This is a genomic window from Hyalangium ruber (genome assembly GCF_034259325.1).
Taxonomy (GTDB): domain Bacteria; phylum Myxococcota; class Myxococcia; order Myxococcales; family Myxococcaceae; genus Hyalangium_A; species Hyalangium_A rubrum.
Genome location: NZ_JAXIVS010000009.1, coordinates 56,769 through 83,208, shown reverse-complemented (window position 1 = coordinate 83,208; position 26,440 = coordinate 56,769). Strand labels below are relative to the sequence as shown.

At 68.8% G+C, this 26,440-nt stretch carries 25 protein-coding genes; 7 read left to right on the top strand and 18 right to left on the bottom strand.

Going from position 1 to position 26,440, the window contains the following annotated elements; genetic code table 11:
- Window positions 1-3 precede the first annotated feature (3 nt).
- The 4 genes from ruvA to SYV04_RS25200 form a co-directional block, all read right to left on the bottom strand.
- Window positions 4-615, bottom strand: coding sequence for a Holliday junction branch migration protein RuvA (gene ruvA, locus SYV04_RS25215; RefSeq protein ID WP_321548440.1), 612 nt, complete (start codon window positions 613-615; stop codon window positions 4-6).
- Window positions 612-1,184, bottom strand: a complete 573-nt coding sequence (ruvC, locus tag SYV04_RS25210) for a crossover junction endodeoxyribonuclease RuvC (protein WP_321548439.1) — start codon at window positions 1,182-1,184, stop codon at window positions 612-614. Before ruvC ends, ruvA begins: the two co-directional genes overlap by 4 nt.
- 89 nt (window positions 1,185-1,273) lie before the next feature.
- Window positions 1,274-2,020 (bottom strand): YebC/PmpR family DNA-binding transcriptional regulator, encoded by a 747-nt coding sequence (locus SYV04_RS25205; RefSeq protein WP_321548438.1) that lies wholly within the window; start codon window positions 2,018-2,020, stop codon window positions 1,274-1,276.
- Between the two features lie 78 nt (window positions 2,021-2,098).
- On the bottom strand, window positions 2,099-3,403 hold the full coding sequence (locus SYV04_RS25200; RefSeq protein ID WP_321548437.1) for a response regulator: 1,305 nt from the start codon (window positions 3,401-3,403) through the stop codon (window positions 2,099-2,101).
- Between the two features lie 210 nt (window positions 3,404-3,613).
- Between SYV04_RS25200 and SYV04_RS25195 the strand changes: the two genes are divergently transcribed.
- Window positions 3,614-4,276, top strand: coding sequence for a hypothetical protein (locus SYV04_RS25195; protein ID WP_321548436.1), 663 nt, complete (start codon window positions 3,614-3,616; stop codon window positions 4,274-4,276).
- Window positions 4,277-4,279: 3 nt separating this feature from the next.
- Here the strand turns inward: SYV04_RS25195 and SYV04_RS25190 are convergent, their stop codons facing one another.
- A complete protein-coding gene (locus SYV04_RS25190) occupies window positions 4,280-5,656 on the bottom strand; it encodes a sigma-54-dependent transcriptional regulator (protein WP_321548435.1) in 1,377 nt (458 codons plus the stop codon).
- 52 nt (window positions 5,657-5,708) lie between these two features.
- Window positions 5,709-6,368, bottom strand: a complete 660-nt coding sequence (locus SYV04_RS25185) for an START domain-containing protein (protein ID WP_321548434.1) — start codon at window positions 6,366-6,368, stop codon at window positions 5,709-5,711.
- 208 nt (window positions 6,369-6,576) lie between these two features.
- Between SYV04_RS25185 and SYV04_RS25180 the strand changes: the two genes are divergently transcribed.
- Complete coding sequence (locus SYV04_RS25180) at window positions 6,577-6,879, top strand: hypothetical protein (RefSeq protein WP_321548433.1); 303 nt, start codon at window positions 6,577-6,579, stop codon at window positions 6,877-6,879.
- 47 nt (window positions 6,880-6,926) lie between these two features.
- Here the strand turns inward: SYV04_RS25180 and SYV04_RS25175 are convergent, their stop codons facing one another.
- Genes SYV04_RS25175 through SYV04_RS25165 form a run of 3 tightly spaced genes read right to left on the bottom strand, consistent with a single transcriptional unit; the run spans window position 6,927 to window position 11,079 of the window.
- Window positions 6,927-8,375, bottom strand: a complete 1,449-nt coding sequence (locus SYV04_RS25175) for a ribonuclease H-like domain-containing protein (RefSeq protein ID WP_321548432.1) — start codon at window positions 8,373-8,375, stop codon at window positions 6,927-6,929.
- Between the two features lie 12 nt (window positions 8,376-8,387).
- The gene (locus tag SYV04_RS25170) at window positions 8,388-10,805 is read right to left on the bottom strand and encodes a DEAD/DEAH box helicase (RefSeq protein ID WP_321548431.1); all 2,418 of its coding nucleotides are present in this window, start codon (window positions 10,803-10,805) and stop codon (window positions 8,388-8,390) included.
- 58 nt (window positions 10,806-10,863) lie between these two features.
- Entirely contained in the window at window positions 10,864-11,079 is a 216-nt protein-coding gene (locus SYV04_RS25165; RefSeq protein WP_422723976.1) for a hypothetical protein, read from the bottom strand.
- A 327-nt stretch (window positions 11,080-11,406) separates the two neighbouring features.
- Between SYV04_RS25165 and SYV04_RS25160 the strand changes: the two genes are divergently transcribed.
- From SYV04_RS25160 to fghA, 3 genes are read left to right on the top strand one after another with little or no spacing between them, the layout of a single operon-like run.
- Window positions 11,407-12,498 (top strand): TauD/TfdA family dioxygenase, encoded by a 1,092-nt coding sequence (locus SYV04_RS25160; RefSeq protein ID WP_321548429.1) that lies wholly within the window; start codon window positions 11,407-11,409, stop codon window positions 12,496-12,498.
- A 59-nt stretch (window positions 12,499-12,557) separates the two neighbouring features.
- The gene (locus SYV04_RS25155) at window positions 12,558-13,673 is read left to right on the top strand and encodes an S-(hydroxymethyl)glutathione dehydrogenase/class III alcohol dehydrogenase (RefSeq protein ID WP_321548428.1); all 1,116 of its coding nucleotides are present in this window, start codon (window positions 12,558-12,560) and stop codon (window positions 13,671-13,673) included.
- Complete coding sequence (gene fghA, locus SYV04_RS25150) at window positions 13,670-14,521, top strand: S-formylglutathione hydrolase (protein WP_321548427.1); 852 nt, start codon at window positions 13,670-13,672, stop codon at window positions 14,519-14,521. Before SYV04_RS25155 ends, fghA begins: the two co-directional genes overlap by 4 nt.
- Here fghA and rtcA read toward each other — a convergent pair.
- Window positions 14,518-15,534 (bottom strand): RNA 3'-terminal phosphate cyclase, encoded by a 1,017-nt coding sequence (gene rtcA / locus SYV04_RS25145; RefSeq protein ID WP_321548426.1) that lies wholly within the window; start codon window positions 15,532-15,534, stop codon window positions 14,518-14,520. The two genes, fghA and rtcA, sit on opposite strands and share 4 nt — an antisense overlap.
- 127 nt (window positions 15,535-15,661) lie before the next feature.
- On the bottom strand, window positions 15,662-16,888 hold the full coding sequence (locus tag SYV04_RS25140) for an RtcB family protein (RefSeq protein WP_321548425.1): 1,227 nt from the start codon (window positions 16,886-16,888) through the stop codon (window positions 15,662-15,664).
- Window positions 16,889-17,029: 141 nt separating this feature from the next.
- Between SYV04_RS25140 and rtcR the strand changes: the two genes are divergently transcribed.
- The gene (rtcR, locus tag SYV04_RS25135) at window positions 17,030-18,664 is read left to right on the top strand and encodes an RNA repair transcriptional activator RtcR (RefSeq protein ID WP_321548424.1); all 1,635 of its coding nucleotides are present in this window, start codon (window positions 17,030-17,032) and stop codon (window positions 18,662-18,664) included.
- A 4-nt stretch (window positions 18,665-18,668) separates the two neighbouring features.
- On the opposite strand, the gene SYV04_RS25130 is transcribed toward rtcR, so the two are convergent.
- The 7 genes from SYV04_RS25130 to SYV04_RS25100 form a co-directional block, all read right to left on the bottom strand.
- Window positions 18,669-19,103 carry a VOC family protein gene (locus SYV04_RS25130; RefSeq protein ID WP_321548423.1) on the bottom strand — a complete coding sequence of 145 codons (435 nt, stop codon included), beginning with the start codon at window positions 19,101-19,103 and terminating at the stop codon, window positions 18,669-18,671.
- A gap of 34 nt (window positions 19,104-19,137) precedes the next feature.
- Window positions 19,138-20,931, bottom strand: coding sequence for a sensor histidine kinase (locus tag SYV04_RS25125; RefSeq protein ID WP_321548422.1), 1,794 nt, complete (start codon window positions 20,929-20,931; stop codon window positions 19,138-19,140).
- On the bottom strand, window positions 20,928-21,632 hold the full coding sequence (locus tag SYV04_RS25120; protein ID WP_321548421.1) for a response regulator transcription factor: 705 nt from the start codon (window positions 21,630-21,632) through the stop codon (window positions 20,928-20,930). Before SYV04_RS25120 ends, SYV04_RS25125 begins: the two co-directional genes overlap by 4 nt.
- 312 nt (window positions 21,633-21,944) lie before the next feature.
- A complete protein-coding gene (locus SYV04_RS25115; protein WP_321548420.1) occupies window positions 21,945-23,693 on the bottom strand; it encodes a hypothetical protein in 1,749 nt (582 codons plus the stop codon).
- Window positions 23,694-23,775: 82 nt separating this feature from the next.
- Window positions 23,776-25,044: an alpha/beta hydrolase family protein gene (locus tag SYV04_RS25110; RefSeq protein ID WP_321548419.1), complete on the bottom strand. Its 1,269-nt coding sequence runs from the start codon at window positions 25,042-25,044 to the stop codon at window positions 23,776-23,778.
- A gap of 23 nt (window positions 25,045-25,067) precedes the next feature.
- Entirely contained in the window at window positions 25,068-25,226 is a 159-nt protein-coding gene (locus SYV04_RS25105) for a hypothetical protein (RefSeq protein WP_321548418.1), read from the bottom strand.
- Between the two features lie 81 nt (window positions 25,227-25,307).
- A complete protein-coding gene (locus SYV04_RS25100) occupies window positions 25,308-25,823 on the bottom strand; it encodes a GNAT family N-acetyltransferase (protein ID WP_321548417.1) in 516 nt (171 codons plus the stop codon).
- A 51-nt stretch (window positions 25,824-25,874) separates the two neighbouring features.
- On the opposite strand from SYV04_RS25100, the gene SYV04_RS25095 reads away from it, so the two are divergent.
- On the top strand, window positions 25,875-26,438 hold the full coding sequence (locus tag SYV04_RS25095; protein ID WP_321548416.1) for a hypothetical protein: 564 nt from the start codon (window positions 25,875-25,877) through the stop codon (window positions 26,436-26,438).
- Window positions 26,439-26,440: the final 2 nt, after the last annotated feature.

Here is a 26,440-nt window from a genome sequence, read left to right as displayed (position 1 = left end):
GGCTCAGGCCCCCGAGCGCAGCGCCTTGAGGGCCTCGCGGAACAGGGCCTGGAAGGCCGCCTCGGGGCCCAGCCGCTCTCCGGCCAGCTCCGCCGCCTTCTCCGCCTGCGGCGCCTTGTAGCCCAGGTTGAGCAGCGCAGAGACGAGGTCCGCCTTCGGCCCACCGGCCGGAGGCGTCGCCGTTGCACCCTTGGCCACGGCCTCCAGGTGCAGTTCCTTCACCTTGTCCTTGAGCTCCAGCACCAGCCGCTCGGCCGTCTTCTTCCCGATGCCGTGGATCTTCGTGAGCCGCGACACCTCGCTCTTGCCCAGCGCCACGGCCAGCTCCGAGACCTCCATGCCGGAGAGCACCGTGAGCGCCAGCCTCGGCCCCACGTGGGACACGGAGGTGAGCATGAGGAACATCTCCTCCTCGGCGCGCGACAGGAAGCCGAACAGCTCGAAGGCGTCCTCGCGCACCACCGTGCGCACCCGCACCTGGACGGGCTGGCCCTCCTCGGGCAGCTTCCCCAGCGTCAGCGTGGAGAAGGCAACGCGGTAGCCCACGCCCCCCACGTCGATGACGGCTTCTTCCAGGCTCTTCTCTACAAGGGTTCCGCGCAGTGCGGCGATCATCGCGCCTCCGGGCGCCGGTAGGACGGGCTGAGCCGATCCGCGAGCAGCGCGGCGGCACCCTTGCGACGCTTGCCGCCCGTACCGCTCGCGACGAGGGCCCCCATCCGTCCGTGGTTGAGGTGGCAGAGCGCCACCGCGAGGGCGTCGCTGGCGTCCGCCCGTTCAATGGCTTCGAGCTTCAAGAGCGCACACACCATGCGCGCGACGGCATCCTTGCCATCCGCGCCGCCCGCTCCCACCGAGCGCTTCACCTTCGCCGGCGGGTACTCGTGGACGGACAGCTGCGCCTGCGCCGCTGCCAGCAGCGCCACGCCTCGGGCGTGCCCCAGCACCAGGGCGCTGCGCGCATTGCGGAAGGTAAAGACGCCCTCCACCGCTACCGCGTCCGGCTTGTACTGCCTCAGCCGGGCCGACAGGTCGGCGTGCAGCACCATCAGGCGCTGGTGGAGCGGAGCCTCGGGGTCGACCTTGATGACCCCGTGCCCCACATGCACGAGGCGGCCGCGCCGCTCCTCCACCACGCCATAGCCCATGAAGCGGCTGCCGGGATCGACTCCAAGGACGCGCAAGTTCCTCTCCACCGGGACAACGAGACGGGTGTTCAGCCCTTGTAACGTGTGAGCCCGCCCCTGTCGATCCCCCTCGCCTGCTGGGCGAGCTACTGCAGGGACTCCATCAGCGCTTCGTCGATCTCGAAGTTCGCGTGGACGTTCTGGACATCGTCGTTGTCCTCCAGCGCGTCCAGCAGCTTGAGCATCTTCTGGGCGTTCTCGCCCTCGAGCTTCACGGTGGTCTGCGGGAAGAAGCTCCACTTCTGCTCGCCCAGCTGCAGCCCCGCGCCCTCCAGGCTCACCGCCACGGTGTGCAGGTCGACGGGTGTGGTGCGCACCTCGAAGCCGTCGGCGCCGTGGTTGATGACGTCCTCGGCGCCCGCCTCGATGGCCTTCTCCATCACCTGGTCCTCGGTGGGGCCGGGCTTCACGGTGATGACGCCCTTCTTCTGGAACATCCAGCTCACCGCGCCCTCGGCGCCCAGGTTGCCACCGCCCCGGCCGAAGGTGGCGCGCACCTCCCCAGAGGTGCGGTTGCGGTTGTCCGTGAGGCACTCGACGAGCACCGCCACGCCGCCCGGGCCATAGCCCTCGTACATCACCTCTTCGTAGCTCTCGCCCTCCAGCTCGCCCGTGCCCTTCTTGACGGCACGCTCGATGGAGTCCTTGGGCATGTTCGCCTCTTTCGCCGCGAGGATGGCGGCGCGCAGGCGGGCATTACCAGCGGGATCGCCTCCGCCCAGACGGGCGGCGACGGTGATCTCCTTGATGACCTTCGAGTACAGCTTGCCCTTGGTCGCGCCCATGGCGGCCTTCTGGCGCTTGATCTTCGACCATCGGTTGTGACCGGACATGGGAGTGTCGCCCCTCGCGGATGCTCAGCGGGTGGAGTCCAACGTGCGGCGACTTCTCCCTTAATCCGACCCGAGGAGTCAAACCTTGTCCGCTGTGCGCGGACTGGTCGACTCGGCCCCGGAGGCCAGATTGAACCGCTCGGCCGGAGCGTCCTCGGCCGGCTCCTCTTCCCGACGCCGGGACGGGGGCGTGGGGAAGGCCAGCACCTTCGCTTCCGGCTCGGTCCCGGCGGCCTGGCGCTCCGCGGCCTCATGGAGCCGGGCCTCATGCTCGTCGGCCTCCCGCTCGTCGGCGGCGCGCTCCTCGGCGGCGAACGCGGCCCGCCACGCCTCGGCCGCCTCGGAGCCCAGGCGCTGCGGGTCCTGCACGCGCTCGCGCTCCTCCACGTGGCTGGCGGGCACCAGCACCCCGAGGACGAACAGCCGGGTAATGGCCTCGAAGGCCACCACCTCCGTGAAGCGGCACTCCTCCAGCACCGTGCGCACCGTGCGCCGGCCGTCGAACAGGCGCACCAGGGAGATGACGTCCTCAGGCAGCGCGTCCAGGTGCTCGGCCAGCTTCGGGAAGTCCACCGCCAGGCGCGCCACCAGCGGCACGCCCACCTCGCGCAGCCGCTCGAAGCGCTCCAGCGCGGGCAGCACCTGCTGGCTCAGGTACGGCAGATCCATCAACAGCGAGCCCCGGTGCAGCTCGGGCCCGAAGAACGCCGCGTACACGCCGCTGCCGAAGGACAGCAGGCGCCGGAACGCCATCACCCCGCGCGCGCCCTGGAAGGAGGCATCCACCACCTTGCCTTCGCGGAAGGCGAAGAAGCCGTCACAGTCCTTGAGCACCACGCGCCCAGAGCGTGCTCCGGTCAAGAGCGCGCGGGCGATATGCGTCAACGGCAGCCGCGCCGAGTGCGCCTCGTAGGACAGCTCCCCGGTGCGTCGGCCCGCCTTCAGCCGCGCCAACGCGACCAGGTCCTGCGCCGCTACCGGCTTGGGCAGGAAGTCGTCCGCGCCCACGCTGTGGGCCAGCTCGGCGTGGAATGGCTCGCGCCGGCTGGCCATGAGGAAAACCGGAAGCTGCGCCGTGCGCGCCTCGGCACGCAGCTGGGTGCAGAAGCTGAAGCCGTCGAAGCCCTCCAGCTCCGTCTCCGCGATGACGAGGTGCGGCAACACCTGGGAAGCCGCCAGCTCCGCGCGGGCATCCTCCGCCGAGGGCACCACCACCACCTCGAAGCCCGCCTCGGCCAGCCCCGTCCCCAGCAACGACTGGTAGCGCGCATCCGGCTCCACCAGCAGCACGCGCAGACGGCGGGCGCGGCGGCCTCGGGGGCTCAGTCCGGACGCGGTGGCGGTGGGCTCGAGAATGGTCGCGCGATGGGTGCGGGCGGCCATGAGGGACTCCGGAGGGCGAAGAGTGAAGCGGGACCTGTCAGCCTGTGCGGTAATAATCTGAAATAGCCGAACTACTGTCCATTCTGGCTCAATCTCACTCTCCGAGAAAGACCCGGGTTCGCTTTTTTCGATGCCTCACCCCGTTTGTCTGGAATTGAGCGGACCTCAGCGGAAAGTCGACGGCCCGGCGTGGGGGCGTAAGGTGGGCGCATGACGCGCCCGGTCTGGTTGTTCGCCCTGGTCCTTGCCCTCCCTGTCGCCTCGGTGGCCCAGGAAGGCGCCTCCCCTGCACGCGAGGCGTGGTCCTTCGGCGCGGTGCTCGCCCCGACGGTCATGCCGGACGGTGTCACCGCCCTGTACGGGTATGTGGGTGTGCCTGAGATGGGGACGGGGTTTCGCCAGGGCATCGGCGGCTTCGAGGTCGAGGCGCGAGCGAAGCTGGACTACTTCCGGGTGGCGGGCATCCTCGAGGGCGGGATGCGCAAAGAGGTGTGGCGGCAGGGGGATGCGTCCCTGGCGCCCACGCTGAGCCTGGGGTTGGTGTTCAACTCGGGCAGCGCGTACCTGGACGCGGACAACTTCGGCGGCGTGCTGCTGCGCCTCACCCCGGGAGTCATCGCCGGTTATCGCGCGGCGGAGACGGTGACGGTGGTGGGGTTGGTGGATGTGCCGCTCGATCTGGGCCTGAGCCCCACGGGAGCGCGGCGCATCCAGGCGCTCGCGGGCGGCGGCACGGAGATCTACCTCGGGCAGGACGTGTCGCTGCTGATCGCGGGGCAGCTCGGCGTGGAGAGCTTCAAGGCGCCACGGGAGCCGGCGGAGACGCGGCTGGGCTACCAGTTGAAGCTGGGCATCGGCACGCGGCTGTTCTGAGCCTCACGTCAGCCCGTAGCGCTCGAGCTTCTTGAGCAGCCCCTGGCGCGAGAGCCCGAGCGCCTCGGCGGTGTGGGTGCGGTTGTTGTTGCAGCGGCGGAGGGCCTCTTCGATCTCCCGCCGTTCCAGTGCCTCCACCTTCTGTTGGAGCGTGGTGGCGCCCGGTGCGGGGGCGCGCAGGCGCTCGCTTCCAGTGAAGGAGAGATCCTCGGGTTGGACTTCGCGCCGGTCCCCCGCGAGCACGGAGGCGCGCTGCATCTCGTGGCGCAGCTCACGCAGGTTGCCGGGCCAGGTGTGCGCCAGGAGCGCCTCGGTGGCTGCATCCGAGAGCAGCTTGGCGCGGCCGTCGGGGCACAGGTGGGCGCACTGGTTGAGGAAGTGCCGGGCGAGTAGCGGCAGGTCCGCGGCGCGCTGGCGTAGGGGCGGCAGGTGGACCTCGACACCCTTGATGCGCCAGTAGAGGTCCTCGCGGAAGGTGCCGGCCTGCTGCATGGCACCCAGGTCCTTGTTGGTGGCGGAGACGCAGCGCACGTCCACGTGAACGGGGCGGTCGGCGCCCACGGGGAGGATGTCTCCGGTCTCCAGGGCGCGCAGCACCTTCACCTGGAGCGAGGGCGTCATGTCGCCGATCTCGTCGAGGAAGAGCGTGCCGCCGTCGGCCTCGGAGAACAGCCCCTTGTGGTCGCGGGTGGCGCCGGTGAACGAGCCCTTCACATGACCGAACAGGGCGCTCTCCAAGAGGTTCTCCGGAAGGGCCCCGCAGTTGACGGGGATGAAGGGCCCCGTACGGCGGCGGCTCTTGAGGTGCAGTGAGCGGGCGAGCAACTCCTTGCCGGTGCCGTTCTCGCCGGTGACGAGGACGGGCAGATCGCTGGCGGCGATTCGCTCGGCGAGGGAGACGGCGGCGAGGAACGGGGCGCTCTGCCCCACCATGGCGGAGTCCCCGCCGACGTGGGCGAGCGAAGACTGGAGGGCCTCCACCTGCCGCTCCAGGGCGATGCGAGCCATGGCGCGCTGGACGACGACGAGGAGCACGTCGGGGTCCACGGGCTTGGTGAGAAAGTCATAGGCGCCCAGGCGGATGGCCTCGAGCGAGTGGCGCGTGTCTCCTGCCCCGGAGATGACAATGACCTTGGTGCCGGGGCGGGCGGCGATCAGGGCTCCGAGCTGCTCCAGCCCTGTGGACACGCTGCCGTCAGGCGGGAGCATGAGGTCGAGCAGGATGAGCGGAAAGGCGCGGGCCTCCACGGCGGCGCGAGCGGAGGAGCGATCGGCGGCCTCGTGGACCTCATGGCCCGCGTCACGCAGGAGCGCGCCGTAGACCTTGCGAAAGGCGGCGTCGTCATCGACGAGGAGGAGCGGGTGCGATGAGGGGCTCATGAGAAGGCCCCCTACTTCATCATGCGCTGGGAAGCGCGTCTCCTCCTCCGGGTCAATTGCCGGCGGAGCTTCCCTTCTTGCGTTCCTGTCCCAGCTTCTTTGCTCGCTCCTCGACTGCTTCAAGCGTCTTCAGCACGCCGTCCTTCTGGCCGAAGTTCGCCGCCCATTTCGGAATGGAGCCTCCGGGATCGACGCTGAACTTGTAGACGATGTGCGCCTTGCCCTCGCCCTTCGAGGTCACTTGCCAGATACCCTCGTTGTGCTTGAGCCGCACCACGCCCTGACGCTCGGGCACTTCCCCTTCGGCGGCCTTCCAGCGCTGGAGGTACTCACCCTGGCCGTCCTCTGACAGCGTCCGCTCTTCCACGATATGCACCGCGTAGTCGCGCGCGGTGATGACCGGCAGGTTCAGCTTCGCGTAGGCCACCCATGAGCCATCTTCGCGCGTGGATACCCGCCGGGATTCCTTCACGTACGGCATCCACAGCCGAAACGACTCCGCGTCCCTGAGCGCCGTCTGGACATCGTAGGCGTCAGCCTCCACGTCCCCTTCTGCCCAGACCTCCTTGCCGTCGCCGTCGGGCCGGGGGCGCACCTTGATGACAACGGGATCGTCCTCCACGGTCTTCCACTCGTCCGCGGCTCCCGCCACTCCTGCCCCCAGCACCAGCGCCACCGCCCCACACCAGCCCAGCCACTTCACGTCGAGCATGCGCTTCTCCTTGGGATGAATGGCGTGAGCCGTCGCCATAGCGCGAGACTTTGACGGGTCCGGCGTCCTCCGATTCATGAAGCATCCGAACCGACTCTCGACGCACCGGGCCAACTCATGCTCGAGCGCCTGGTATGCGGCCATGAGGGCGGGGCCTCGGATGACACCGGCGCTCAGGGTTCGCACCTTGAATTCGGAGGTGGCGAGCATGGCGGACAACCCCATCGAGAAACAGCACCAGCGTGAGCGGGAACAGGAGAGGGAGCGGCTGCGCGATCAAGAACAACAGGATCTGAAAGTAGAGGCCCAGAGAGGTACACGTCCCTTGGAGGGCTTCGCAGGCGGGCACACCACCTGGACCGGCCAGCAGGATGACGAGGCCGCCGCCCAAGTGCATGCCCGAGACGCGCAAGAATCACTCGAGGCGAGTGAGCGTCAGGCCCGCCTGGAACCAGAACCTGAGTCCAGGTCCGACATCCGCGACGGGAGCGAGGACGAGGCTGCGCGCTAACCTGTCAGACAACCAGACAGCTTTGGCGGGGGCGCCTCTGGGGGCTGTCACCCCGAGTTCGGAGCTCGGGCGCTGAAGTCCAACGTGGACGCCTTCCCGCGCCGGGCGAGTTTCCCCTCCAGGCGCACCACCCGGAGACGATGCTCCTCGGAGGACTCGGCAGGCGCCGCGAGCCGTGCGTGGTGGAGCGCCCGTCCGAGATCCTTGATGGAGTGTTCGTACAGCTTGGCGAGCGTCAGGTGGATGGGTGCCGTCTGGGCCCCCCGCGCGGCCCCGAGCGCCCGCTGTAGGTGCTCCACGGCGGTCACGGAATCCCCGGCCCGACGAGCCAGCTGGGAGGCCAGCGTGAGCGCCTCGACGCTCACCGCGCCGCCTCCCTCCGCCGCAGCGCGAGCAAAGGCCTGCGCCCTCGCATAGTCCCGCGCCCGTGCCGCCACTCCAGCAAAGCCCAGCAGGTCCCGCGGGTCCTCAGGCTCCGCGCCCACGGCCCGGAAGCGCCTCCCCAGCTCGCCCAGCAGTGCCGCCAGCAGCAGCAGGTCGTTCGCGTTGTGCTCCAGCACCGGCGTCAGGGTCGAACCGTCCCCACCTCGCAGGAAACGGAAGTAGAGCTCTGGAATCAACGCGCCGTCCACGTCCCCGACCCGCCGGTAGCCCAGGACCTGCTCCTCGATGTGGACCAGCCGTGTCCCCGACCCACGGTGCTTGAAGACCCGGCGCGCGCAGTGCAGCAGGTCCAGGTGAGGCAGCACCTCCGGCGTGGGAACACGGTTGAGCACGAAGCGCGTGCGCAACAGCGGCCAGTCGAAGCTCTTGCCGTTGAACGTCACCAGGCAGGAGGAGGCCGCCATCCGCTCGGCCAGCACCTGCAGCATCGGCGCCTCCTCTCCCAGCCGGCGCAGGAAGAGCTGCTGCACGCGCAGCGAGCGACCCTCGAACCAAGCCAGGCCCACCAGGAAGGGCACTGTGCCCGTTCCCCCCGCCAACCCCGTCGTCTCCGTGTCGAGGAACAGCATCCGCTGGAAGTCCACGCCCGCCAGCTCCGGGTGTAGCGCAAGGCTGGCGATCAGCGGCGCCTCCACATCCAGCGCTCCCGCGAGCGTCGCCGAGCCATGACGGTGCTCCGGCGGCAGGACACGCTCGGAGACGTGTACAGGTCCATGAGGCGTCAACCGCGCATCGACAGGCAGTGGCCCCGGACGCGGCGCGGAGACCGTGGCCTGGCGCGCAGTGCCCACGCCCCGGCGCTCCGCCCAATCCGTGAGCATCTGGCGCAGCGCATCGATCCGCGGGTCACGCGGCCGGGGAGCCTCGGGAACAACAGCACCTTGTGTTAGCGAGCCCTGAGCCGCCTCCGTCACCGGAGCGTCCGCAGTGGGAGAAGCTTCGGCCTTGTCGGCCGCGGGGCTTTCCACCTCGACAGCCGTGGCCGGTCTCGTCGGAGGTTTGCCTCCAGGACCAACCTGGGTGAGCCGTGACAGCTTGCGCTTCAGATCCACGGCCCACCTCGCCTATTGAACGCCAGCGACTCCGAGCGCCGAGAGGATCTCGATGCCCAGACGCTTGCGGGGATGCGGGTCCACCTGCGTGCTCCCGGGCACCACGCCTGCGGCCGGGCCCACACAGGCGGGACAGCCCTCCTCACACGCGCACGACTCCAGCAGCTTCCGCGCCCGGCGCAGCAGTTCCTCGCGCTGGTCGAAGAGGCGCGCGGCCAGCCCGACTCCGCCCGGCACGTTGTCATAGAGGAAGATCGTCGGATCGAACCCCACCCCGCCATCCTTGCGCGGCGGTCCTTCGGCGTCGTCCTTGCTCCCGAGCGTCTTGCCGATGTCGCGCGGATCGATCATCAACCCCGCGCAGGCCACCGTCCGCAGTGCCGTGGCGATACCACGCAGGGCATCGATGACCGCCGGCCGCGGCGCCGCCATCGAGCGCACCACGGTTTCCGGCACCGTGAGCCAGAGCGACGTGGTGTGCATCTGCATCTCCGGCAGGTTCACCTCGCCGTAGCCGACGTTCTCGTGCGTGTGGAACTTGATCTTCTTGTAGCCCACCACCTTCTCGATGACGCTCACCTCGCCCATGCCCGACTGCAGGTCCGGGCCCACCTGCGCGCCCTGGTCCTCCTGAATCACGTTGACCCGCACGTAGGTCATCGCGTCCGTGAAGTAGTCCGGCGCCACCTTGCGCACGTAGGCCTTGTGGTTGTCGTAGTCGAAGCGCTCCACCTGGTACTGCTCGGCCTCGTGCTGGTAGATGGCCTGCTCGTGCAGCATCGTGTGCGCCGAGCGGAAGTCCATCTCCGCCAGCGTCCGGTCCGTGCCCAGCTCGATGATGACCACGTTGTCCCAGCCCACGCTGCGCAGCGAGACGTGGTTGGCCGGGTACGCGTCCGAGGACCAGTGGAACACCCGGCGTCCCGAGACTCCCGTGGACGGATGCACCACCTCGTGCTGCGCGAGGAACCCCAGCGCGTCCGTGGTGGACTCGGCCGGCACGTCTCCGAAGGTGTCCCCCTCCTCGAAGGGCAGCTCGAAGGCTGCGCACTTGAGGTGCTGCACGAGGATCTCCACATTGTCCGGATCGATGCGCGCGTGCTCCACCGGCGCCCCCAGCAGATGGCGCGAGTCCCCGGCGAAGTACTGGTCCAGCGGCCCACTGGAGGTGACCAGGAGCGACAGGCTGCTCGCGCCCCGGCGCCCCGCCCGTCCGAAGCGCTGCCAGAGCGCGGCCACCGAACCCGGGTACCCGGCGCACACCACCGCGTCCAGCGAGCCGATGTCGATGCCCAACTCCAGCGCGTTGGTGGCCACCACGCAGCGCACCTCTCCGGCGCGCAGAGCCGCCTCGGTGGCCCGGCGCGTACCCGGCAGATAGCCGCCCCGGTAGCCCTGGATGAGGGCCGGGTCGAGCTTCTCCTCGACGAACCGGTCCCGGAGGTACTTCAGCATCACCTCCACGGAGTTGCGCGACTGGCCGAACAGCAGCGTGGATACGCCCGAGCGCACCAGGTCCGCCACCAGCCGCACGGAGCTCTTCAAGTAGCTGGCGCGGATGCCCAGCTCCGCGTTCACCACGGGCGGGTTGTAGACCATGACGCGACGCTCACCGGAGGGCGCGCCGCTCTCCGAGACGAGCGCTACCTCCCGGCCCAGCATCCGCGCGGCGTGCTCCTTCGGATTACCGATGGTGGCCGAGGCGAAGATGAACACGGGCGAGGCGCCGTGGAAGCGCGCCACTCGCTGCAGCCGGCGCAGCACGTTGGCCAGGTGCGAGCCGAAGACGCCCCGGTACGTGTGCAGCTCGTCGATGACGACGTAGCGCAGGTTGGAGAACAGGCGCGCCCAGTTCGCGTGGTGCGGGAGGATGCCGGTGTGCAGCATGTCCGGGTTGGTGAGCAGCACCCCGCTGCGCTCCCGAGCGGCCCGGCGCGCGTCGGCCGGCGTGTCCCCGTCGAAGGTGATGGCGCCGTGCTCCAGCCCTGCCTCGCGCATGAACACGCGCAGGGACTCCTCCTGGTCGCGAGAGAGCGCCTTGGTGGGGAAGAGGTACAGGGCACGCGCCTGGGGCTCGCGGGCGAAGCGGTCCAGCAGCGGCAGGTTGTAGCAGAGGCTCTTGCCCGAGGCCGTGGGCGTGGCGATGACCAGGTTCTTCCCGGCGCGCGCCAGCTGGTAGGCCTCCGCCTGGTGGGAGAAGAGCTGCTCAATCCCGCGGTTGCGGAGCGCCTCGCGCACCTGGGGTGCCACTTCCTCCGGCACGGGCGCGTAGGAGCCCTGCCGGGCCGGCACCGCCTCGTCCAGGACGAAGGAGGGCCACAGCTGCTGATCCGCCCGCCACCGCTGGAGGACGGCGTCGAGCCCTTGGGGCCCTGACCACGGGGTGCGCCGGGGCCCGGTGAAAGCGCCCAGTTCCTTCTCAGGCTTCATGGGGCCGGGCACTGTACAGACGTACACCCGGTGAAGCAACGCGCGCGAGCCCCGCTCCTCAGTCCGGGAGCGGCGCCTGTCGCGGAGTCCCCATCAGCTCCAAGGTGCGCACGGCGACGCGGACCAGGGTCTGCGCACACGGCTCACAACCGCCTCCACAGCACCGGGGCCAGTGGCCCTCGGGGTTGCGCACCAGGGGCCGGACGGAGGACTGGTAGTAGCTGGGAAGCTGGAGCTCCTCGCTGGCGCGGGCGAGAGCGGCCTCCATGTCCATCGCGGGTTCAGGAACGTCGGGCACGCCTCAGCCTATAACCCGAGCGCCCGGTACGCGCTCCCCGTGACTCCACGTCGGCTTGACTCGCACGGAGCGCCTCTTTAACTTTCGCTTACTGATGCGTTCCTTCTGTACCCGCTCCCTGACGATCGCCCGCGGCTGTTGTTGCCGCTGTGGTCGCTGTTAGCGCCGGCGCGGAAGAGAACCGTCCCTCCCTTCACGTACTGAGCGCACCGTCGTAGCGGCCTTGTCGCCGCGACCGACCCAGCGCCAGTGCGTGGGCCCCGTCGTCCCTCCCCTCACCTGCCCCGTCTCACCCGAGGCCCCATGCCCATCACCCGCCTTGAGCCGTATGACGATTTTCTGCGCATCCACTTCGCCTCCGGAGAGAGCCCCCACCACGCCGACTTCCACTGGTTCTGGCTGCGACACAACTCCGAGCTCGACCGGCACCCGCTCACGCACGAGCGCATCGTCGACTCGTCCGAGCTCCCGCTCGATCTCCAGCCCCGTCACGTACGCATCTCCGAGAGCGCCGATGCGCTCGATATCGACTGGGGCGACCGTTCCGACGGGCAGGCGAGCCGCTACACCGCGGCCTGGCTCCTCCACCACGCCTACGCGACCGACCGCGCGCCCTGGCCCGCGCCTCCTTCCGACACCGCAAGCGTCACCGTCGACTTCGCGAACCTCGAGGAGCCCCTCGGCCCCAAGGCCCTGCGGACCCTCGCGCGCACCGGCATCCTCGTGGTGCGCGGCTTTGGCCTCGACACCGAGGCCCTCATCGACACCTTGAGCCGCCAGGGGCTCTCCGTCATCGAGACCCACTTCGGGCGCATCGAGGATCTGCGCACCGACAACACGACGAACCAGAACACCGACCAGCTCGGCTACACCGACAGCGCCATTCAGCTGCACACGGATCAGCCCTTCCTCGACCGGCCGCCGCGCTACCAGCTGCTCCACTGCCAGCGGCCCGCGGACACGGGCGGTGGCAATGCCGTGGTGGATGCGCTCGCCGCTGCCCACTACCTCGCCGATCTCGACCGGCCGGCCTTCGAGCTCCTGCGCTCGGTGCCGGTGACGTTCCACCGGCAGCAGAAGTCCTTCGAGCGGGTGCTCGTCTCCCCCATCCTCGACTTCGACGCGCCGGGAGGCTTCCGCATCCGCTACAGCTACTTCACGCTCGCGCCCCATCGGCGGCCGTTCGCCGAGATGGAGGCGTGGTACCGGGCCTACAACCGCTTCGCGCGGCTGGTGCGGGATGAGCGCCACCAGTACCGCTTCCTCCTCCAGGCCGGTGACTTCCTCATCTATGACAACTGGCGGATGCTCCACGCGCGCACGCAGTTCACCGGCGCGCGCTGGGTGCGGGGCGTGTACTTCGATACCCCCGCCCCTGCCCCCGCGCCTCTATAGTCCGCTCCCCGGCCGCTCCCATTCCCTGGGAGGGCCACGTCACCGGGAGACTGAGACATATGGACGTTCGTGCAGCGGTCGCGTTCGAGGCGGGCAAGCCCTTGCGCATCGAGACGGTGCATCTCGAGGGCCCCCGGGCCGGAGAGGTGCTCGTGGAGCTGAAGGCCACCGGCGTCTGCCACACGGACGACTACACGCTCTCCGGCAAGGACCCCGAGGGGCTCTTCCCCGCCATCCTCGGCCATGAGGGCGCGGGCGTGGTGGTGGACGTGGGCCCGGGCGTCACCTCGGTGAAGAAGGGGGACCACGTCATCCCCCTGTACACGCCCGAGTGCCGGCAGTGTGAGTACTGCCTGTCTCGCAAGACGAACCTCTGTCAGGCCATCCGCGAGACGCAGGGCAAGGGGCTCATGCCGGACGGCACCAGCCGGTTCCGGATCGGCAAGCAGCCCATCCACCACTACATGGGCACCTCCACCTTCGCCCAGTTCACGGTGCTGCCGGAGATCGCCGTGGCGAAGATCCGCGAGGACGCACCCTTCGAGAAGGTCTGTTACATCGGCTGCGGAGTCACCACGGGCATCGGCGCCGTCATCCACACCGCGAAGGTGGAGCCCGGCAGCAAGGTGGTGGTGTTCGGCCTGGGTGGCATCGGGCTCAACGTCGTGCAGGGCGCTCGGCTGGTGGGCGCGGACATGATCGTCGGGGTGGACATCAACCCTGGGCGGAAAGAGCTGGCCGAGAAGTTGGGCATGACCCACTTCGTGAACCCCCGCGAGGTGGAGGGCGATCTGGTGAAGTACCTGGTCAGCCTCACCAAGGGCGGCGCGGACTACAGCTTCGAGTGCGTCGGCAATGTGCAGCTGATGCGCCAGGCGCTGGAGTGCTGCCACAAGGGTTGGGGCGAGAGCATCATCATCGGCGTGGCGGCCGCGGGGCAGGAGATCAACACCCGTCCGTTCCAGCTCGTCACCGGGCGCGTGTGGAAGGGCTCGGCCTTCGGCGGAGCGCGGGGCCGCACGGACGTGCCGCGCATCGTGGACTGGTACATGGAGGGGAAGATCCAGATCGACCCGCTCATCACCCACACGGTGCCGCTGGAGGGCATCCACGACGCCTTCGAGATGATGCACCGGGGCGAGTCCATCCGCACGGTGGTGAGGTACGGGACGTGACAGTGCCGCTGACGCTCATATCGGAGCACCGCAGCTTCGGGGGCACGGTGGCCTTCTACCGCCACGCCTCCGAGGCGTGTGGTGGGGAGATGCGCTTCGGCGTCTACGTGCCTCCCCAGGCGGCCAAGGGCCCGGTGCCGGTGCTCTACTACCTGGCGGGCCTCACCTGCACGGAGGAGACGTTCCTGGCCAAGGGAGGCGCTCAGCGGATGGCCTCGGAGCTGGGGCTGATGCTGGTGGCTCCGGACACCAGCCCCCGTGGAGCCGGATTCCCGGGCGAGGATGCCTCGTGGGACTTCGGCGTGGGCGCGGGCTTCTACCTGGATGCCACGCAGGCGCCGTGGTCCTCGCGCTACCGCATGTTCACGTACGTGACCCGGGAGTTGCCGGCGCTGGTGGCCGCGCACCTGCCCGCGCGCGCGGACCGGGAGGGCATCTTCGGCCACTCCATGGGGGGCCACGGAGCGCTCATCTGCGCGCTGCGCCAGCCCGGGCGCTATCGCTCGGTATCGGCCTTCGCTCCCATTGGCGCGCCCATGCAGTGCCCTTGGGGACAGAAGGCGTTCGGCGGCTACCTGGGACCGGACACGCAAACCTGGAGGGAGTGGGATGCCAGCGAGCTGGTGCGCACGCTGCGCCAGCCCCTGCCCACGCTGTTCGTGGACCAGGGCACCCGGGACAAGTTCCTCACGGAGCAGCTTCGTCCGGAGCTGTTCCAACAAGCGTGCGCGGCGGCGGGGCAGCCGCTCACGCTGCGGATGCAGGAGGGGTACGACCACAGCTACCACTTCGTCTCCACCTTCATGGAGGACCACCTGCGCCACCACGCGGCGGCGCTAAACGGCTAAGGCCGAACCTCCACCTCCCGAACCTCGGGCGACACTTCCCGGACGTCCACCTTGACGTCCAGGAAGTGCGCGAAGGTGTGGAGCTGCGTCTCCGAGTGCCCGTCCAGCGGCAGCGTTCGGAACGAGCCTCCCTTGGCCAGCGCCAGCAGCAGCAGGAGCTGATCGCACAGGTGCTCGCCCACGGGCACCTCCGCGTCCAGGTAACGCTTCGCCTCCGCCGCCGCGTGCCCCGCGACATCCTCCGCGCGCACGCCGCGCTCTCCGAAGCTGGTGAACACCTCCGTCACGTGCTCGCTCTCCACCTCGAGCGTCAGCACGTTGCCCGGCCCCACCGAGCGCTTCAGCTCCTCGGTCCGCAGCTCGTCCGGCCGCCACTTCAGCAGCTCCTCTACCGTGGCCAGCTCCCGCTTCGCCACGTCGAAGGGAATCTGCGCAATCAGCGCCGTCCCCTGCCGCCGCGTCACCCTTCCCCGCTCCATCAGCGTGAGCGGCTTGAGCGGCGCGGGATCCACGTTCACCCGGAGCTTGCCTCCTCCCGCCGGGAAGAAGCCGTGGCGCTCCAGCACCGCCTCCACCTTCGGCCCCATGCGCCGCACCAGCGGCAGGTAGGCCTTCTCCAGGAAGTCGAACGGCGGCGCCGCCTTGTTGTGCGTCCCGCCCTCCAGCCTCAGCGTGGACGGGCCGCTCGCCATCATCAGCGCCGGCAGCACCGTCTGCAGCACCAGCGTCGCGCTGCCCGCCGTGCCCACCGCGAAGTAGTAGTTGCCCGGCGACAGCGCGCGCGGCTTGAACGTCAGCTCCCGCGAGCCCAGCTCCGCGCCCGTCACTTCCGCCGCGCCTACCTCCGCCGCCGCCTTCACCGCCGTCAGGTGCTGGCGCAGCAACCCCGGCTTCGCGCGCCCCGCCCGGATGTTCACCATCTCGAACGGCGTACCCGTCACCAGCGACAGCGCCAGCGACGTGCGCAGCACCTGGCCTCCGCCCTCTCCCTTCGAACCGTCGATACGGACCATTTGCGAATCCCTCTACTCGAAAAATAGCGGCGCCCGCTCCCCCAACCTAGCGACCGAAGTCTCGGGGGGAGCGGGCGCCTCGAATGTCGTCATCCCGGCATGGTCACCTCGCGCCTGCCCACCGGGCCTAACCCTTCACACACACGACCTGCCGCAGCGTGTGGACCACTTCCACCAGGTCCGCCTGCGCCGCCATCACCGCGTCGATGGGCTTGTAGGCGCCAGGCGTCTCGTCGATGACGTCCACGTCCTTGCGGCACTCGATACCCGCCGTCGCCTTGGCGTGGTCCTCGAGCGTGAAGCGCTTCTTCGCCGCCTCACGCGACATCACCCGGCCCGCACCGTGGCTGCACGAGTGGAAGGCCTCTGCGTTCCCCTTCCCGCGGACGATGTAGGAACGCGCCCCCATGCTGCCGGGGATGATGCCGAGGTCACCCTCGCGCGCCCGCACCGCGCCCTTGCGCGTCACGAAGCAGTTCTTCCCATAGTGGTGCTCACGGGCCACGTAGTTGTGGTGGCAGTTCACCGCCGCGTCCGTCAGGGCGAAGGCCGGCAACAGCTGCGAGGCCTTCAGGGCATGCACCACCGAGTCCAGCATCAGCTGCCGGTTGGTGGCCGCGTAGTCCTGCGCCCACTCCACCGCGTGGACGTAGTCCTGGAAGTGCTCCGTCCCCTCCGGCAGGTACGCGAGGTCCGCGTCCGGCAGCCGGATGAAGAAGCGGCGCATGTCCTCCTTGGCCAGCTCGATGAAGTGGCTCCCGATGCGGTTACCCACCCCGCGCGAGCCGCTGTGCAGCATCACCCACACGGCGTCCGCCTCATCCAGGCACAGCTCGATGAAGTGGTTCCCCGTCCCGAGCGTCCCGAGGTGACCCAGGTCCGGCCCACGGTTCAGGCGCGGGTGCTTCGCCACGATGGCGTCATAGCCGGGCTTCAGGCGCGCCCACGCCTCCTGGTGAGCCTTGGGGGCCTCCTGCCACGCGCCGCGGTCATTCTTCCCGCCGTTGTCGGTACGGCCGTGCGGCACCGCGCGCTCGATGGCCGCGCGCACCGGAGCCAGGGAGTCCGGCAGCTGCTCGGCGCGCAGCGTGGTGCGCACCGCGATCATCCCGCAGCCGATATCCACACCCACCGCCGCGGGGATGACGGCGCCCACCGTCGGCACCACCGAGCCCACCGTCGCGCCGAAGCCGCGGTGTACGTCCGGCATCGCGGCGATCCACTTGTGAATGAAAGGCAGGCCCGCGAGGTTCTTCAGCTGCTGCTTCGCCTCATCCTCGAAGGGGACGCCAACCGTCCACGCCTTGATGGGGCGACCCGCCTCGTCCGACAGCACCTCGTAGTTGCGATTCATGGCCTTGCCTTCCGTTCGTTCGCCCGATCCATGCGCCGGGCACGGAGGGGGATAGAGCATCCGGCGTGCCAGCCCTCGTTCCGAGGGAGAGGCCTCGGAGGGTGCCCGCTTTCATATCCATTGGGATAAAGTCGTATCCGTATGGCGAAGAACGCGCGGCGCAAGACGGTGGTCATCGGGATGCTCGGGACGACGATCGACCAGGGGCAGGGACCGAAGCGGTGGGAGAAGTGGCGCCCCACCGTGGCGCTGTGCCAGCAGGAGGACCTGCTGGTGGACCGCCTGGAGCTGCTCTATCCGCCCAGCGCGGGGGTGCTGGCGGCGACGGTGACGGAGGACATCCGCCAGGTGTCACCGGAGACGGAGGTGCAGGGAGCGGAGGTAGGCATCCAGAACCCGTGGGACCTGGAGCAGGTCTACGGAGCCCTGCTCGACTACGCGCGGAGCTACCCGTTCCAGCCCGAGCAGGAGGACTACCTCGTCCACATCACCACCGGGACGCACATCGCGCAGATCTGCATGTTCCTGCTGGTGGAGAGCCGGCACATTCCCGCCCGGCTGGTGCAGACCTCCCCGCCGACGGGACGGGACAAGGGGCTGGGCGGCATGGGCGGGCACACCCTCATCGACCTGGACCTGTCGCGGTACGACACGCTGGCGGCGCGCTTCCAGCAGGAGCAGCGCGAAGGCCTGGCCTTCCTCAAGGCGGGCATCGACACGCGCAACGCCGCGTTCAACCGGATCATCGAGCGAATCGAGCAGGTGGCCATCAGCTCCCGCGCACCGCTGCTCATCACCGGGCCCACGGGGGCGGGCAAGTCACAACTGGCGCGGCGCATCTACGCGCTGAAGAAGACGCGACGGCAGGTGAGCGGGCCATTCGTGGACCTCAACTGCGCCACGCTGCGCGGAGATGGCGCCATGTCCGCGCTGTTCGGCCACGTGAAGGGGGCGTTCACGGGCGCGGTGGGAGACCGGCCGGGGCTGCTGCGGCAGGCGAACGGCGGCGTGCTGTTCCTGGACGAGATTGGCGAGCTGGGCGCGGACGAGCAGGCCATGCTGCTGCGGGCGCTGGAGGACAAGCGCTTCCTGCCCGTCGGCTCGGACAAGGAGGTAGAGAGCGACTTCCAGCTCATCGCCGGCACCAACCGGGACCTGCAAGTGGATGTGGAGCGCGGGCGCTTCCGAGAGGACCTGCTGGCACGCATCAACCTGTGGACCTTCCGGCTGCCGGCCCTACGTGAGCGCCCCGAGGACATTCCTCCCAACCTGCTCTACGAGCTGGATCAGGCCTCCCAGGCGCTGGAGATGCGGGTGACGATGAACAAGGAAGCGCAGGAGTACTTCCTGCGCTTCGCCATATCGCCCGAGGCCCGGTGGAGCGGCAACTTCCGCGACCTGAACGCGGCTGTACTGCGCATGGGCACGCTGGCGTCGGGCGGGCGTATCACCCGGGAGGACGTGGACGAGGAGCTGGAGCGGCTTCGAGGACAGTGGACGAAGACCGCGCCGAGTGGCGCGGTGGATCTCGTGGCGGAGGTGCTCGGAGCCGAGCTGGCCTCCGAGCTGGATCGGTTCGACAGGGTTCAACTCGCGGACGTCATCTCCGTGTGCCGGCAAGCGCGCTCCCTCTCGGAGGCGGGCCGCCTGCTGTTCGCGCAGTCCCGCGCGCGAAAGCAGAGCACCAATGACGCGGACCGGCTGCGCAAGTACCTCACCCGCTTCGGGCTGGGCTGGGACGATGTGTCCAGGCGCGGCGCCGCCGAACTGAGCTGAGGCGTTACTTCGGGAGCTGCAGGCTGCCGTCGGGCCCCAAGGGGAAACCCGGGTTCCAGGCCACCTCCCAGGGGTGGCCATCCGGGTCGGCGAAGTAGCCGTTGTACCCGCCCCAGAAGGCGTCCGCCGCGGGCTTCAGGATGCGGGCCCCCGCCTCCTTCGCCCGTGCGAGGAGCGCATCCACCTCCTCGCGGGTGCGTACGTTGTGCGCGAGGGTGAAGCCTCCGAAGGAGCCTCCGCCGGTATCTTCCAGATGAGCGTCCTCGGCGAGTGCCGCGCGGCTGAAGAGGGAGAGACCGATCCCTCCCAACTGGTAGAAGGAAACGTTCTCGTTGCTCCCCGTTTCCGAGCGCTTCCACCCAAGTCCCTGCTCGTAGAAACGCCGACTCCGGGCGAGGTCCGCCACTCCGAGAGTGATGAGGCTCAGTCGCTGTTCCATGTGCTCTCCGCCTTGTTGGGAATGGGCGCTGCCATCAGCCCGCGCGAAGCAGGAGCGCGAACGTGGCCCCCTGCCCTGGCGCCCCTTCGTAGCGAAGTTCCGCACCCATGGCACGGGCAAGTCGACGGCTCAGCGCGAGTCCCAACCCGACTCCCGGCGCGGACTCCGCGGCGCGCTCCGAGGACTTCGAGAAAGGCTCGAAAAGGTTCTTCGCATCGACGCGTGAGACGCCTGGGCCGTGGTCGGACACGAGTACCGCGATGCGTGAGCCGCGCCGCTCCGCGTACACGTGAACCCGGGTGTCCTCCGCGCCTCGCGCGTACTTGCACGCGTTGTCCACGAGGTTGAAGAGCACCTGTTCCGCTGCGGAGGGCTCCACGTATACCCGCGCGGCCTCGAGCGCCTCATCGAGCTCCAGGACGAGCGACATCCCCGCTTCCCCTGTCCGCTCCTCGGAGCGACGCAGGTTGTCCTGGAGGAATGCGCCGAGCTCCACCGACTCCGCTGCCTTCGGCGCCCGCTTGCGCTCCAACCTCGCATACGCGAGCACGTTCTCCACGAGGTGCGCCAGCCGGTTCGACTCTCGCTGCAGCGTCTCGTAGTAGCCCCGGCGCTGCGCCTCATCCGTCACCATGCCCTCCGCCAGCATCTCGGCGTACATCCGGAAGGTGGTGAGCGGGGTGCGCAGCTCGTGCGTCACGGCGGAGACGAAGGCGGCCCGGCGCTCACTTAGCGAGACGGCGCCGAACAGCAGCAATCCCACCGCCACGAGCGCGAGCACCACCGCGCCCCAGGCCGCGGCGAGGCTCCACGCCACGGGCGTGCTTCCTCCCACCTCGACCTGAACAGTTCCAGGCACGAGCCGCACCGGAAGCGAGGCCAGTCGGCGTTCCAGGAGGTCTCCCGTTCCAGGCACCACCCGTTCGAGCGAGGCGCCGGGCAGCAGGTCCTTCACCTCTTCCAGGAGCAGGGAACGCACCCGCGGCCAGTCCAACCACGCGCCCTGAATCTCCACCTCCCCGGACTCCCGAACGACCCGGCGAACCAGCAGGAGCTCGTCCCCCATCCACACCGGCGCCATGGGCGAGACCTGCACCTCGTGCGCGTCCGCGGTCAGCACCGTGACCTTCTCTTGGGTGGGAGCCGCTTCCTGAGGCACGTTGAGGTAGGCCGCGTTTCCAAAGGCCTGCATCTGGCGACGGCTGTACTCGACGACGTTCTGCTGCTGCGTCAACTCCGGCGCGGGGTCTGCCCGCTGAGCCACGGGCTGCGGGACCTGACGTACCGCGACGACCACCTCAGGAGAGGGAGTCCCCGGATCGAGCTCTAGCAGCGCCTTGCGATCCATTCTCGCCTCCAGCTCGGAGAGGAGCGCGCCATACCGCGTGAGCTGCTCGCGCGTGGTTCCCGCGGAGGAGGCCAGCGGGCGCTGCTCGGGTGCGGGAACCTGGGGCGAGCGCAGCGGACCACTCCCATTGAACGCGAAGTGCAGCCGCACGTCCTCGGTCGTCCCGTACAGCAGCGCGGAGGCGATCCGGGTCGTCGAGGGCTCTCGTGCCTTTCCCGCCTGATCGAACGCGTGGGCGGGGACGTAGAACGACTCCCATGCACTCACGGAACGAGTGCTCTCCTGGGCCAGGAGTCTCGCGAGCCGGCCATCCATGCGCCACAGCGCCAGGCGGACACGCTCCTCCACAAGGGCCTCCGCGCGGGCCCGTACCTCCGCGCGTTCGAGCCGCATCGTCGTGACGCTCAACCACGCCAACGCGCCACAGGCGAGCGTGACGCACGCGGCCAGCGCGATCCAGGTGGGCAGCGTCCGCTTCACCCCGGTCCTCCGCCCGCGAACCGGTAGCCCTTGCCTCGCACCGTGAGGAGGATCCGCGGCTCCTCCGCGTCATCGCGCAGCTTGTCGCGCAACCGCGCCACGTGCATGTCCACCGTCCTTGTCCGCCCAAGGCTCGACGGCAGGCGCCACACCCGCTGGAGCAGCTCATCCCGAGACACCACCCGCTCCCGGTTGAGCGAGAGGTAGCGCAGCAGCTCGATCTCCCGCTCCGACAGCAGCTCCGTTGCTCCATCCGCGAAGCGCAGCTCGCACTTGCGCAGGTCCACCACGCCTCCCTCGAACCGGATCTCCTCTACGTCCAGCGGCCGCTCGGCGCTCCGCCGGAGCACCGCTTCCACCCGGGCGAGTAGCTCCTTCACGCTGAACGGCTTCACTACGTAGTCGTCCGCGCCCAGCTGGAGCCCTCGCACCCGGTCCTCCTCCTGGCCCCGCGCCGTGAGGATGATGACTGGCAACGTGGGCCGGGATTTGCGCGCCTCGGCGAGAAGGTCCAGGCCATCTCCGCCCGGGAGCACCAGATCGAGCAGGAGCAGCTCGAAGCTATCCCGCGTGGCGCTGGCGAGCGCGTCCTTGAACGTCCCCGCCTCCAGCGGCACGTAGCCCTGGAAGCGCAGCGCGTCCACCACGCCCCGGCGGATGGCCGGGTCGTCCTCCACCACGAGTACGCGACGGGCGGGCATGGTGCCTCCATTATCTCCCGGCTAATCCCCTTCAGGTAAGTGCGTGAAGACCCAGTTCCCGAGAGAGGACCGCCTCCTCTCGTGTGCATCGCCGCTCAGACGCTTCCGCCAGGTGCTGAAAGCTGCGCAGCGGAAAGTTGGCTCCGGGTCTTGCATTAGAGGCCGCCCCGGCGGCGCTTCCTCCCAAACCTGTCTGATGTCTGACAGGTTTGTTCAGCCCCCGCCCTGGACAGGCGCTCAAGTCCTGATCGCGCTGCCTCCACGGAAACGGTGGCCATCGCTCAGCAGCTTCGGCAACTTTGTTGAACGGGGTTAACGCCAGAAGCCGACCTCGTAGGTGAGGGTGCGGCGCTCGCCCGGCTCCAGCGTGAGCGTCCACTCCACCTCGCTGTGGTTGTTGACCGCCGCCAGGTCGCTGTCTCCCCAGTCCTCGAAGCGGAAGTCGTCCACCTTCGTCCGGCCCCCACCCGACACCTGCTCCACCTTGCCTCCCGTGGACAGACGGATCCGCAGCGGCGTGCGCTCGGCCCTCGGGTTCGACAGGGTGAGCGTCCCCTTCTTGCGGATGAGCGCGTAGCGGCCCCCCTTGCTCTGAAGCGCGTCCTGTTTGCGCTCCACTTCGACTTCCTCGTGCAGTGCCCGCACGTCCGTGGCGACCGTGAGCGGGACCAGCGTGTTGCCGCCTCGCATCGTGTAGGTGAGCAGTTCCTGGGCCTGAGGAATGTGTCCACGCATCACGAGCACCGGGCCCGTGGTCCACGGGTACTTCGTCTCATTCTTCAGCTCGAGCTGATGCCACACCTCCGCCCGCGCGAGCCGCAGCGGAGAGGCGCTCCCCATCGAGGACATCGAGCTTCCGTACTGGACCGTGTCCGAGTTGCGCGAGTCGCGGCGGACCTGCACGTCGAGCGTGTAGAGGTCACGCGTCGGGATTTCAGCACTCCACAGCGGGACGACGGCGCGCGAACCCTTCGGCAGATCCATCGCCGCCAGGGGGTGAATGAAGAAGTCGGGCGACTCGGAGGCTCCGCCAAAGTCAGGGATGTTCGGAGGGGTGCTCACCTCTTCCTGCTCGCCGCCTCCGCGCCACTCTCCCGCGCGCTGCGTGAACATGGCGTTGCTGAGGTTGTTCATCCTCCCCATGAGCGAGGGCGCTGCCTGGGCCAGCGCATTGCGCACCATGCCCTCCAGGCTCAAGGGCGAGGCGACCTCGCGGAAGCGGAAGTTCGGCACGCCCACGACGAGATCGAAGGGTGCCCCACGGATGTCTTCGAGCTCGTTCACCAGCTCCGCTTGGAGCGCGAGCGCACCCTTCTCCCCTTTCTTCCCTTCGAGCCGGTAGGTGGGAATCCAGCGAATGCCGGGCGTGAAGTAGACGATCCGCACCGAGATGCTCTTTCCAGCGGCTTCTGGACCGAAGTCGAGGATGAGGCGCTTGCTCTTCTCCACGGCGCGCACCTTCCGCTTGCAGTCGAGCGAGAGGTCCGCGCCGGAGACACGGCGGATATCCTTTCCCGCGAGCACCACCGTTCCCCGCTCCGGCACCGCGAGGGCGATGACCTGGCCGAGCGCGGCGACCCCAGGCAGGGCGGTGTAATCGAAGGAAGCAGAGCGTGCGGAGGGAGGCGGCGAAGCAGAGGACGCCTTCGCGGGAATCGGGAGGACTGTGCCCGTGAGGGACGCGTTCTCGAGCTCGACGGTGACTCGCTTGCCCGGGTTGATCTCCAGGATGGAGGCCGGATCCGTACACAGGCCGCGCTCTTCTCGCTCCACTTCCTGCTCCAGCCACTGAGCGCGCATGGCGCGCAGCGCGGGCCCGCGCTCCGTCCACGCCCAGAACGTGCCCAGCACGGCGCTCTCGGGCACTTCGTCCGTGTATGTGGCCCCTCGCGCGTCCGCGACGGCCTCCGCCTGCTTCACCAGCAGCGCGTGCCCGTCCTTGAAGACCACGACCCGCTCGGTCGCTAGCGCGAGCGCGCCGGAGCGCCCCTCTCGCTTCGGCTCCGCGCCCTCCGCCGCACAGGCGCTCAGCAGCAAGGCCCACAGGATGTTCTGACGCATGGTGCTCCCTCCGTCTCGATGAGACGAACAGTACGAACGGGAGCAGTATGGGTGGGTAACCCGATGGTAACGAGCCTGGGTCTCAGGCCTTGGGAACCTGGAAGAGCACCTCGGGTGGCTCGAACAGCGCCTCGGGGTGGGAGGGATCTGGCCCATCGAGGAGCGGCGCGGGCCTGTCACGCAGGTGCCGGTCGAAGAAGGCCAGCAGGTAGTCACTCAGCACTCGCCACATCCGGTGCCCTTCGATGGAGCCCAGGCTCTGCCGAGCAAACGAGCCAGACCTGAGCGGCAAGAGCCCACAGTCCGTGAAGCTGGCATGCCCCGCCCCACGCACCTGGATGCTGTAGCCCGGCTGCGCGCTGGCATACAGCCGCTGCCATCCCGTCACGGCGAAGGCCCGGTGCTCCTGGCAGTACTCCTCGGAGGAGAAGGCCTTCTGGCGCACCGAGTCGGCACAGGGCCGCAGGTACTCCGGGTGCTCGGCGAACAGCATCAGGAAGGGCCGGGGGATTCCCTCCTGAGAAACCTCGCTCCACAGGCCGCCATCCAGGTCCACCACGGCCCGGCATCGGCGATCCCTCCGGCAGAACTCCGCCGCCGCGTTGCCTCCCAATGAGTGGCCCAGGGCCCCCAGCCGATCGAGATCCAGCCTGCCTGCCAGCAATCCGGTGCCCGCATTGAGCCGCTCGAGCTGGTCGACCACGAAGCTCAGGTCCTCGGCCTTTACGCCCACCACCCTCGCCCGCTTGCGGACATCCTCCTCGTGCGGGATCCGCGAGACCTGGAGCGCGTTTCCCACGCTGGCGGGACGGAAGAGCCGGACCCGGCCGTCCGCGAACACGGAGACAGGGAGCATCTCGTACGTATGGCTCAAGGCGACGACGACATAGCCATGGCTCGCCAGCTCCTCGAAGAGGGCTGTGTAGTAGTGCGGCGCGAAGGCAGCAGGCGAGAAGACGAGCACGGGGAACCGCTCCTGCCCCCGCGCCACGGGAGCCCTGGAGACAGCGTGGGCTCGAACCCGTGAGGCCTGGAAGCCCCAGAGCAGACTGGTGAGTCGCCAGCGTCCCGGCAGGTACTCCCCTGCCTGGGCGCCCGGGTTGACCTCGGCCGGGTACCAGATCCAGACGGACAGCTCGCGGCGGCGCCTCTTCCCGGGGGCATAGGGCTCCTTCCGGGCAGGGTCCAGCCAGTCGAAGGCGAGCCGGCCCACCTGGAACGGGCCAGTGGGTGCTGGCAGTTCCACTCGGTGGCGTTTCGTGCGGAGCCTCCGGAACACCCACGAGGCGGCAACGGCGACGAGCGCCAGCTGGGTCCAGTTTCGCTCGATGAACCGGATTGGCCTTCTCATGTGTACCTCCCCTGCAATGGTGGCTACGCCTGTGGCGACTCCGACAACGTCATGGCCACCAGCAGGAGCAGGAAGGCGAGCCCCGACGACGCGGCTCGCACCCCGCTGAACAGCCCGGTGCTGAGGACGCCTACGGCCAGGGCGATCGTGAAGCCACTCATGACATGAGTGAAGGTGCTCACGCGCGACCCTGCTCCCAGCGTTCGTACACTGAGGCGGGCGCGGTCTGGCCCGGCGAGCATCCGAGGGATGAGGGCCCTGCCTCAGCGAGTGCGCGGGCGGGAGCTTCCGTAGATGCGAAGCGAGAGTCCGTGGAGCGTCCAGTCGCGCTCAAATGACTCGCCTACTTGCTCGGCGACACGGATGGAGGCAGCGTTGTCGGGGTGGATGACGCTGATGACATGGTCCACCTCGAGCATCCGGAATGCCGCGTCGATCGAGGCACGGCCTGCTTCCGTCGCGAGGCCGCGTCCCCAGTAGGCGCGGTGGATCATCCAGCCCACTTCGAGGTCCGGCCAGCCCTCGGGTTTCCAGAGTCCCACTCGGCCAATCATTCGCCCGGTGGCCTTCTCTTCGACGGCCCACATGCCGTACCCCCGGAGCTGCCAGTGCCCAAGGTGGGTGGCCATCGATCTCCAGGCATTCGCCCGATCCATCGGCTTGAACTCGCCGACGTAACGCATGACCTCTGGGTCCCCGCAGATCTCCGCATATGCGTCGAGGTCCGACTCCTGGAACTGCCGGAGGATGAGGCGCTCCGTCTCGAGGCGTGCATCCATCTCGCGTCCCCCTTGGCTTTGCAGGTATCTCTCGGGCAAGGAACCTGAGAGATGACCTCCCTCTATATGATCCAGCAAGGTCGGGCACCTGGCGTGTTCCCACACGATGCTCCATTGGGGACTGAGCAACTCCACTGGATTGGAGGCCGTCCGGGAGTCGACCTTGGGGATCGGTGGATCTTCACCCTCTCGCGTGGCGGTGAGCCACTCTGGCAGGCCGCAGTGCTCTTCGACGCGGGCGGTCCCTTTGTAGAGTCCCTCGTCTGGGAAAAAGCCGAAGTGGTCCTCCTGGGGGGTGGAGCCACGTTCTTCGCGCTGGATCTGGTCCGTGGCGTCGAACGTCTCCACCGGCAGGTGGATATGTACTTCGGCCACTTCGAACTCGATCCAGAGTGGAACTCTCTGTACGTGCTGGGCGGAGAGAACATCCAGAAGTTCGACCCAGGACTGAATTGGATGTGGACGAGCGAGCGCATCGCTGTCGATGGCATCGTCGCCACAGGCTTCTCGGGACAGCACCTGCACGTGTCGGCGGAGATGGATCCGCCAGGCGGTTGGATGCCTGTCACGCTCGATGTGCTCACCGGTCAACGGGTCACAGGCACCGCCCCCTGACT